This is a genomic window from Pseudomonas sp. Pseusp21, from assembly GCF_059492145.1.
The window spans coordinates 6,235,004-6,244,258 of the sequence record NZ_CP168520.1; the positions used below are offsets into that span (position 1 = coordinate 6,235,004).

Annotated in this window: 3 protein-coding genes; 1 reads left to right on the plus strand and 2 read right to left on the minus strand. The window is 62.9% G+C overall.

Annotated features, from left to right (window positions below; all coding sequences use genetic code 11):
• Positions 1 to 40: 40 nt before the first annotated feature.
• Together ACEN93_RS28415 and ACEN93_RS28420 are read right to left on the minus strand one after the other, a co-directional pair.
• Positions 41 to 1,456 carry an efflux transporter outer membrane subunit gene (locus ACEN93_RS28415; protein ID WP_495610806.1) on the minus strand — a complete coding sequence of 472 codons (1,416 nt, stop codon included), beginning with the start codon at positions 1,454 to 1,456 and terminating at the stop codon, positions 41 to 43.
• Positions 1,457 to 1,518: 62 nt separating this feature from the next.
• Positions 1,519 to 2,313 carry a helix-turn-helix transcriptional regulator gene (locus ACEN93_RS28420; protein WP_074687873.1) on the minus strand — a complete coding sequence of 265 codons (795 nt, stop codon included), beginning with the start codon at positions 2,311 to 2,313 and terminating at the stop codon, positions 1,519 to 1,521.
• Between the two features lie 492 nt (positions 2,314 to 2,805).
• Between ACEN93_RS28420 and ACEN93_RS28425 the strand changes: the two genes are divergently transcribed.
• Entirely contained in the window at positions 2,806 to 9,216 is a 6,411-nt protein-coding gene (locus ACEN93_RS28425; RefSeq protein WP_495610807.1) for an amino acid adenylation domain-containing protein, read from the plus strand.
• Positions 9,217 to 9,255 lie beyond the last annotated feature (39 nt).

The window sequence follows — 9,255 nt, forward strand, 5'->3', positions numbered from 1 at the left end:
AATGTCGGAACAGGCGACAAAAGGTGTAAGAAAACATGACTCAAGGTGCTGGCGGTAGCGGCTCGACCGGGCTCCAGCCACCGCCCAGCGCGGTGTACAGATTCACTTGCGCCACCAGCTGCGCCAACCGATCGGTAATCAGCCCTTGCTGAGAACTGAACAACGAACGCTGGGCATCGAGGAACGTCAGGCTGCTGTCGACGCCGCTGCGATAGCGATGCTGCGCCATGTCGTAATAATCCTGAGTCGCCTGCACCAGATCGCGCTGGGCCTGGAGTTGTTGTTCGTAGGTCTGGCGCGCCGCGAGGCCGTCGGATACTTCCTGAAATGCCGTCTGAATGGTCTTTTCATACTCGGCGACGCTGATGTCTTTTTGCAGCTTCGCGTAGTCCAGGCTGGCGCGCAGACTGCCGGCGTTGAAGATCGGCAGGTTGATCTGCGGCTGGAATGTCCAGGCCCCGGAGCCGCCCTTGAACAGCCCGGACAGGTCGCGGCTGGACGTCCCGGCATTGGCGGTCAGGCTGACACTCGGGAAAAACGCCGCCCGCGCCGCGCCGATGTTGGCATTGGCAGCGCGCAGCTTGTATTCGGCCTGGAGAATGTCCGGCCGACGTTGCAGCAGATCGGACGGCAACCCGGCCGGCACGGATGCCACCAGGTCGCTGTCCAGCGGACGCGCCGGAAGGTGCTCGGGCACCGGCGCACCCACCAGCAGCGTCAGGCTGTTCAAGTCCTGGGCGACCTGACGCTGATAGCGGGCCAGGCTTGCGCGGGTGCTGTCGACGCTGGTTTGCGCCTGAATCTGATCCAGCGCCGAGGATTTGCCGGCCTCGCGGTTGCGGGTGGTCAGGTGCAGGCTGCGCTCGTCGGCGGCCAGCGTTTCCCGGGCCAGCGCCAGCAACTCCTGATCGGCGCGCCAGGTCAGGTAAGCGTTGGCGACGTTGGCCACCAGACTCAATTGCGCACTGCGCCGGGCCTCTTCGGTGGACAGCCAGGTCAGCAGCGCCTGCTCGCTGAGGCTGCGCACCCGGCCGAAGAAGTCCAGTTCATAGGCGCTGATGCCCAGATTCACCGAGTAGGTCGAGGTGATCGCCGCTTGGGTTCGGGTCACGCTGGACGGCACCCGCTGACGCAGTTGGTTGGCATTGGCCGAGACCGCCGGCAGCAGATCGGCGCGCTGGATGCGGTATTGCGCCTGAAACGCCTCGACATTCAGCGCGGCCACCCGCAGATCGCGGTTGTTGACCAGCGCGCTTTCAATCAATTGCTGCAACGCCGGGTCATTGAACAGTGCGCGCCAGTCCTCGGCGCGGGGTGTGACCGGGGATTGCGCGGCATACGCGGGACCTTGCGGATACTGCGCGGCACTCGGCGATGCCGGTCGCTGGTAATCGGGGATCAACGAACAACCGCCCAGCAGCGCAGCGGACAGCAGGGAAATCGGCAACCTGAACATCAAACAGCCTCGTTCACGAATGAGGGCGGACGCCGGGCGCCCGGAATGAGAAAAATGCCGGATCAGGCCCCGGCCATCCATTTCGCCAGACCGTGACGGCCGCTGACCCCAAGCTTGGCGGCCGCGCGCTTGAGGTAGGTCTCGATCGAGCTGTTCTTGACCCGCAACTTTTCCGCCATCTGCGGCACGGTGCCGCCGGTCAGCAGGCCCAGACAGACCTCTTTCTCACGCACCGACAAGGTGATGTCGCCCAACGCCAGGCGTTCGTCGAACACCTGTTGCAACGGCGTCTGGGGTTGATCGGCTTGTGGCGCGCGGGGTTGGCGGGCGATGGCTTGTCGACTGATGTGCGCGTGGCGCTCGATCAAGGGCAACAGGGTGTCGGACAGGCGCTTGAGAAACGACAGCTCCGGCAGGGAAAACACCCGATGCGTGTGGGGACGGTAGAACGAAATGACGCAACGGCGGTTGGACGTGCGGGACACCAGATTGCATTGGTGGACGCTGTGGTGCGGGTGTCGATGCTGGAGCGAGGCTTTCAATTGAATCAATAGCGAGTCGTTCATCTCGATCATCTGTTGCAGCAGCGGGTGGTCGTCCGGGTGCTGCGACGGGGCTGGGGGCGGGAAGGTGTCCGGCAAACCGGCGCTGCCCAATGCCCTGATCTCGACCACACTGGACTCCCGTTCGTCCAGGGTCCACTCACTGAGATCGACGCGATTGACCGGAACGAGGTTGTCGACCAGCTGGAACATGTTGGTGGCAAAACGCTCGTTGCCGGTGCTGGCGATCAGTTCTCCCAGTTGCCAGTAAAAGTGCGGATTTTCCATGTTGCGAAGACTGCCGGTCAGGTTCATATCCTTGTCATCCTTGATTTAGAGCCATTGCCGAATCGTCTGCCGTGCATGCACCCGTGAAACGCCCACCCAGTTGTTTCTCCTGAAAATCGATCTGGAACGGGATTTAAGCCTATGCATTTGTCCTACGTCTGTAGGGGAAAACAGGGACACAAAGTGCCACCATTTCCGAAAAAATGGCGTCACGTTTCTGTCAGATCAATGTGTACGGACTCGTAGTCTATGACTGTACGATCTAGTACGAACCCCGGATTCCGGGGCTCGGACCGCGGTGCCCCGCCATTGCGGGGCACTAACGGGTAGTCGAGTGTGGCGATTGTCCTACAGGATTTTCAGTCATTTCTTTCCGAACTTTTAGGGGATTAGCTGACTTCTCAGGCCCTGTTGGTTCGCACAACTGTACAAAGTGGGGAGTGCTGTCCGGGTTTTACGTGTCACGCGGATTTCGGGGCCGATGCTTGAATACGCGCCAAATCACGTGAGATGGATCTTATGAACCAATTTGCTGCCGATGCGGCGGACGGTCTGTCCGCGATTTCCGAGGCCTTTCCGCTGACTGCCGCCCAGCGCGACATCTGGCTTGATCAACTGCGTCAGGGGAACTCGCCGATGTACAACATCGGTGGCTATGTCGAACTGACCGGGCCGCTGGATCCGGCGCTGATGCAGGCGGCGCTTGAAGGTCTCGTGGCCCGGCATGACGCGATGCGCACCAGCCTGCTGCCGGGGGCCGGCGAGGATGGGCTGCCGTTGCAACGTTTTGCCCGGTCCATGCCGGTGCCGATGCCGGTACACGATTTACGCAGCCATCCCGATCCATACGCCGCAGCGCGCCAACTGACGCAGGAAAACATCGAGCAACTGTTTACGCTGGATGGCGGGCCGTTGTTCCGGTTTCGTCTGCTCTGGCTCGATGACGACCGTCATTGGCTGTCACTCCAGGCCCACCACCTGATCGTCGATGGCTGGGGTTTCGGCGAGATGCTCAAATCCCTCGACGAGATCTACAACGCGCTGGCGCTCGGGCAATTGCCGCCCGATTCGGCGCCGTCCTATGTCGATTTCATCCGTGACGATGCGCGGTATTTTCAGTCCGACCGTTACGCCCGTGACCGGGCGTATTGGCTGGACAAATACCAACATCGGCCCGAGCCTCTGTTGCTGCCGCGTTATCAAGAGCGCTTTGCCAGTGCTGCGGCACCGACCCGGATTTTCTCGCAAGTGTTTCCGGCGCGTTTGCACGAGCGCATGACGCACGTGGCCCGAGAATACGGCGCATCGGCATTTCATGTGCTGCTGGCAGCGATCCATGTGTATTTCAGCCGCAGCGCCCAGCGTGACGAATGGGTGGTGGGCGTGCCGCTGCTCAACCGCTCCGGCGCCCGGTTCAAATCGACCCTGGGGCTGTTCACCCAGGTCAGCGCGGTGCGCATGGGGTTTGGCCGCGAGTTGTCATTCAAGACGCTGGTCAAGGCGATTCACGACGAGTTGAAAAAAGACTTTCGCCATCAGCGTTTTCCCTTGAGCGAAATGAACCGTGCCCTCGGCTTGCTGCGCGAGGATCGCTCGCAGCTGTTCGAGGTGACCGTGTCCTACGAGCGCGACGCGCATGAGTACCGCTACGGCGAGGCGCAGGGGCGGGTGGTCAAAGTGTCGAACCACGAAGAGGGCACGCCGTTGTCGGTGCACCTGCTGAGCAGCCGTGGTGACTACGAGGACAGTTTGTACATGGTGTACAACGAGGCCTACTTTGACGCCGATGAAATCGCGGTGCTGAGCGGGCGCTTGCTGTGGGTGCTGGAGCAGGGGCTTGAAGACCCGGCGCTGATGGTGGGTGATTTCAGCCTGAGCCTGCCGGCCGAATCGGCGCTCTTGCAGCAGTGGAACGACACACGCGCGCAATACCCTCAAAACCTGACCATCCACCAGCGCATCGAAGCGCAAGTGGCGACACGCCCGGATGCGGTAGCGGTCGAACTTCAGGGACAGCGGCTGACCTATGCCGAGCTGAACCGACAGGCCAACGCCCTGGCCCATCATTTGATCGGGCTTGGCGTACGACCCGACGCCCGCGTGGCGCTGGTCGCGCGCCGAGGGCTGGACACGCTGGTCGCGCTGCTGGCGATTCTCAAGTCCGGCGCCGGTTATGTGCCGGTCGATCCGGCTCATCCTGCGGAACGGCTGAGCTATTTATTGCGCGACAGTGCTCCGGCCGTGGTCCTGACCCAGCACGATCTGCGCGAACGTTTGCCGATGCTCGACGTGCCGGTGATTGAAATCGACACGCGCGGCTGGCCGATCAACGATCTCAACCCTGATGTTTCGGGTCTGACCACTGCACATCTGGCCTACGTGATCTACACCTCCGGCTCCACCGGCCAGCCCAAGGGCGTGATGGTCGAGCATCACACGCTATCGAATCTGGTCGACTGGCATTGCACGGCCTTCGACCTGAGCGCCGGTTGCCACACGTCAAGCCTCGCCGGCTTCGGCTTCGACGCCATGGCCTGGGAAGTCTGGCCGGCGCTGTGTGCCGGCGCGACCCTGCACCTGGCGCCGTCCCGTGATGGCGGCGAAGACATCGACGCGCTGCTCGACTGGTGGCGTGCGCAACCGCTGGACGTGAGTTTCCTGCCGACCCCGATTGCCGAGTACGCCTTCAGCCGCCACCTCGAACACCCGACCCTGCGCACACTGCTGATCGGCGGCGATCGCCTGCGCCAGTTCAATCGCCAGCAGACGTTCGCGGTGATCAATAACTATGGCCCGACCGAAGCGACAGTGGTCGCGACCTCGGGGCGAATCGAACCGGGCCGGACGCTGCACATCGGCAAACCCGTGAGCAATGCCACGGCCTATCTGCTGGATGACCGACAACGCCCGGTGCCGATTGGCGTGGCCGGTGAACTGTACGTCGGAGGCGCCGGGGTGGCGCGGGGTTACTTCAACCGGCCGGAGCTGACCGCCGAACGCTTTCTCGACGATCCTTTCAGCCGCCAGCCCAACGCGCGGATGTACCGCACCGGCGACCTCGCACGCTGGCGCCCGGACGGCACCCTCGAGTACCTGGGCCGCAACGACGATCAGGTGAAAATCCGTGGCGTGCGCATCGAACCCGGTGAAATCGAAGCCGCGTTGAGCAGCCATGAATCGGTGCGCGATGCGGTGGTGCAGGTGCGCGACGGGCAATTGCTGGCCTGGTTCACCGAACGCCAACCGCTGGACATCACGCAGCTGCATGCTCACCTCAAGACCCGTCTGCCCAGCGCGATGCTGCCATCGGCCTATGTGCGTTTGACGGCGCTGCCGCTGACGGCTAACGGCAAACTGGATCGCCAGGCGTTGCCGGCGCCGGGGCCGGAGGCGTTGATCCGCCGCGAATATGAAGCCCCGCAAGGCGACGTCGAAATTCTCCTGGCGCAGATCTGGGCCGAGGTGCTGCAAGTCGAAAAGGTCGGGCGTCACGATCACTTCTTTGAACTCGGCGGGCACTCGTTACTGGCGGTCAACCTGATCGAGCGCATGCGCCAGCTCGGCATGAGCAGCGATGTGCGCGTGCTGTTCGGCCAGCCGACGCTGGCGGCACTGGCCGCATCGGTGGGCACTGGTCGCGAGGTCGAAGTGCCGGCCAACCGTATTCCGCCAGGTTGCACGCAGATCACCCCGGATCTGTTGCCGTTGGTAGAACTGGATCAGGCCACCCTCGACCGGATCATCGCCACGGTGCCGGGTGGGGCGGCCAACGTGCAGGACATTTATCCGCTGGCGCCGTTGCAGGAAGGCATCCTTTATCACCACATCACCGCCGCACAGGGTGATCCGTACCTGCTGCAGTCGCAGCTGGCGTTCGACAGCGTCGAGCGGGTCGAGGCCTATGCGGCGGCGCTGCGTCAGGTCATGGCGCGCCACGATATTCTGCGCACTGCGGTGGTCTGGGAAGGTTTGACCACTCCGGTGCAGGTGGTCTGGCGCGAAGCCGAGTTGCCGGTACAGGAAGTCAATCTTGATCCGGTCGAGGGCGATGTCCTCGCGCAACTGCATGAGCGCTTCGATGCCCGGCGTTATCGCATCGACGTCAGTCAGGCGCCGCTGATCCGGCTGATGTATGCGCGCGATCCGGCCCACGGGCGGATCGTGGCGATTCTGTTGTTCCATCACCTGGCGCTGGATCACATCGCGCTGGAAGTCCTGCGTCATGAAATGCGCGCCAATTTGCTTGGGCAGCGCGAACCGCTGCCGCCAGCGGTGCCGTATCGCAATTACGTGGCCCAGACCCGATTCGGTGTCAGCGAGCAGGAACACGAAGCGTTCTTCCGCGAGATGCTCGCCGACATCGACGAGCCGACGTTGCCGTTCGGCTTGCAGGATGTGCAGGGCGACGGTCGCGGTATCGACGAAGCCGTGCGAACGCTTGCGCCTGAACTGGATCGGCGCTTGCGTCTTCAGGCGCGGCAGGCCGGCGTCAGCGTGGCCAGCCTGATTCACCTGGCCTGGGCGCAGGTGCTGGCGGCGACCTCGGGGCAGGAACACGTGGTGTTTGGCAGCGTTTTTATGGGCCGGATGCAAGGCGGCGAGGGCGCGGATCGGGCGCTCGGGGTGTTCATCAACACCTTGCCATTGCGGGTGGACATGGACCGTGGCGCGCGCGATGCGGTGCTGCTCACCCACGCCCGACTGACCGATTTGCTCGGGCACGAACATGCGTCACTGGCGCTGGCCCAGCGTTGCAGCGGGGTTGCGTCACCGGCACCGCTGTTCAGTGCGTTGCTCAACTATCGGCACACCGACCTTGAGGCGCAGGAATCGGCGTCGGAGCCAGCCTGGCAAGGCATTCAGACCCTGGAGAACGAAGAGCGCACCAACTACCCGATGACCCTGAGCGTCGATGATCTGGGCAGCGCTTTGCAGATCACCACGCGAACCCTGATGAGCATCGGTGCGCAGCGCATCGGCGACTACGTGCAAAGCGCGTTGCAGGCACTGGTCGATGCCCTTGAGCAAACCCCGCAACAGCCGCTGAATCGCTTGCCGATCCTGCCGGCGGCGGAGCTTGAACAACTGCTGGTCGAGTTCAATGCCAGCGAAGTCGATTGTCCGCTCGATCAGCCGCTTCAGGTGTTGTTCGAGCAACAAGTACAGCGCAGACCCGACACCATCGCATTGCAGGCTGGCGAGCAGCAACTGACCTATCGACAACTGAACGAACAGGCCAACCGTCTGGCGCATCATCTGCGCGAGCAAGGCGTGCAGCCCGATTCACGAGTGGCGATCTGTGTCGAACGCAGCCTGGATCTGGTGATCGGCTTGCTCGGCATTCTCAAGGCCGGCGGTGCGTATGTGCCGCTGGATCCCGACTATCCGCTGGAACGCCTGCATTACATGCTGCAGGACAGCGCGCCGGTGGCGGTGCTGGTGCATGAGGCCACCCGCAATCTGTTGGACGATCCGGGTGTGCCGGTCATCGATTTCGACCGCTGCACCTGGCAGGGCGGATCGACTGAAAACCTGCAAGTACCGGGTTTGAGCGCTTCAAACCTGGCCTACATGATCTACACCTCGGGCTCCACCGGCACGCCGAAGGGCGTGATGATCGAACATCGGGGGTTATGCAATCTGGTGCATTGGGGGTCGCAGATCAGTCCCCCGAGGACGCATGGTGCGTTGTTGCAGAAAGCACCGTTCAGTTTCGATGGCTCAGTGTGGGAGTTTTTCTGGCCGCTGACAGTCGGTATGCGACTGGTTCTGGCACGTCCCGGCGGCCATCGTGAACCGGCCTATCTGGCGCAAGCGATCGGCGAGCAGCAGATCAGCGTGGTCAAATTCGTCCCGGCGCTGTTACAACAGTTTCTTGAGTTGGACGATGTCAGTCAGTGCACCACTCTCACTGATGTGTTTTGTGGGGGTGGCGAACTCACCGCTGCACTGGCCCAAGCGGTGCGCAAAAAACTGCCATGGGTGCGCTTGCACAATGTCTATGGTCCAACCGAAGCCACGGTCGACAGCTCCGCATGGACGCTGGAACCGTACATGCCTGTACCCGACTCCGTGCTACCGATTGGCAGGGCCATTTGCAACACCCGGCTCTACGTGCTGGACGCCCACGATCAACCGGTGCCATTCGGTGTCAGCGGTCACCTGCACATCGGCGGGGTCGGGGTCGCGCGGGGGTATCTGGGCTTGCCGGAGATGCAGGCCGAACGCTTCATCGACAGCCCGTTCGTGGCCGGTGATCGCCTGTATCGCACCGGCGATCTGGTGCGCTACCGGGCGGACGGCAACCTCGAATTCCTCGGTCGCAACGACTTCCAGATCAAGCTGCGCGGCCTGCGTCTGGAACCGGGGGAAATCGAAGCACGGCTGATCGAGCATCCCGCCGTGCGTGAAGCGGTAGTGCTGGTGCGGGACGAGCGGCTGGTGGCGTATTTCACCGTGCGCGAAGGCTTCGACGCGCCCCCCATCGAAACCTTGCGCGCCCATGTGCTCGAGCGTTTGCCGGAGTACATGGCACCGGGTGCTTACGTAAAACTCGACGCATTGCCCCTGACCCCGAACGGCAAGGTTGACCGCAAAGCCTTGCCGGCACCTGGGGCTGAGGCGGTGCTCAGTCGCCGCTACGAGGCGCCCGAGGGCGAAGTCGAAATCCGGCTGGCGCAGATCTGGGCCGAAGTGCTGCAACTGGAGCAGGTCGGGCGCAACGATCACTTCTTTGAACTCGGCGGGCATTCGTTGCTGGCGGTCAGCCTGGTGGCGCGCATGCGTCAGGCCGGGCTACACGTCGATGCGCGAACGCTGTTCAGCCAGCCGACTCTGGCCGCGCTGGCGGCGCAAACCTCGGACCAGGCAAAACAGGTGGAAGTCCCACCAACCACCATACCGACGCTCAACCGCAAACGCCGGCTCTGAGCCGACACCGGCGTCGATTCGCGGTTCCCGCGGATCGAC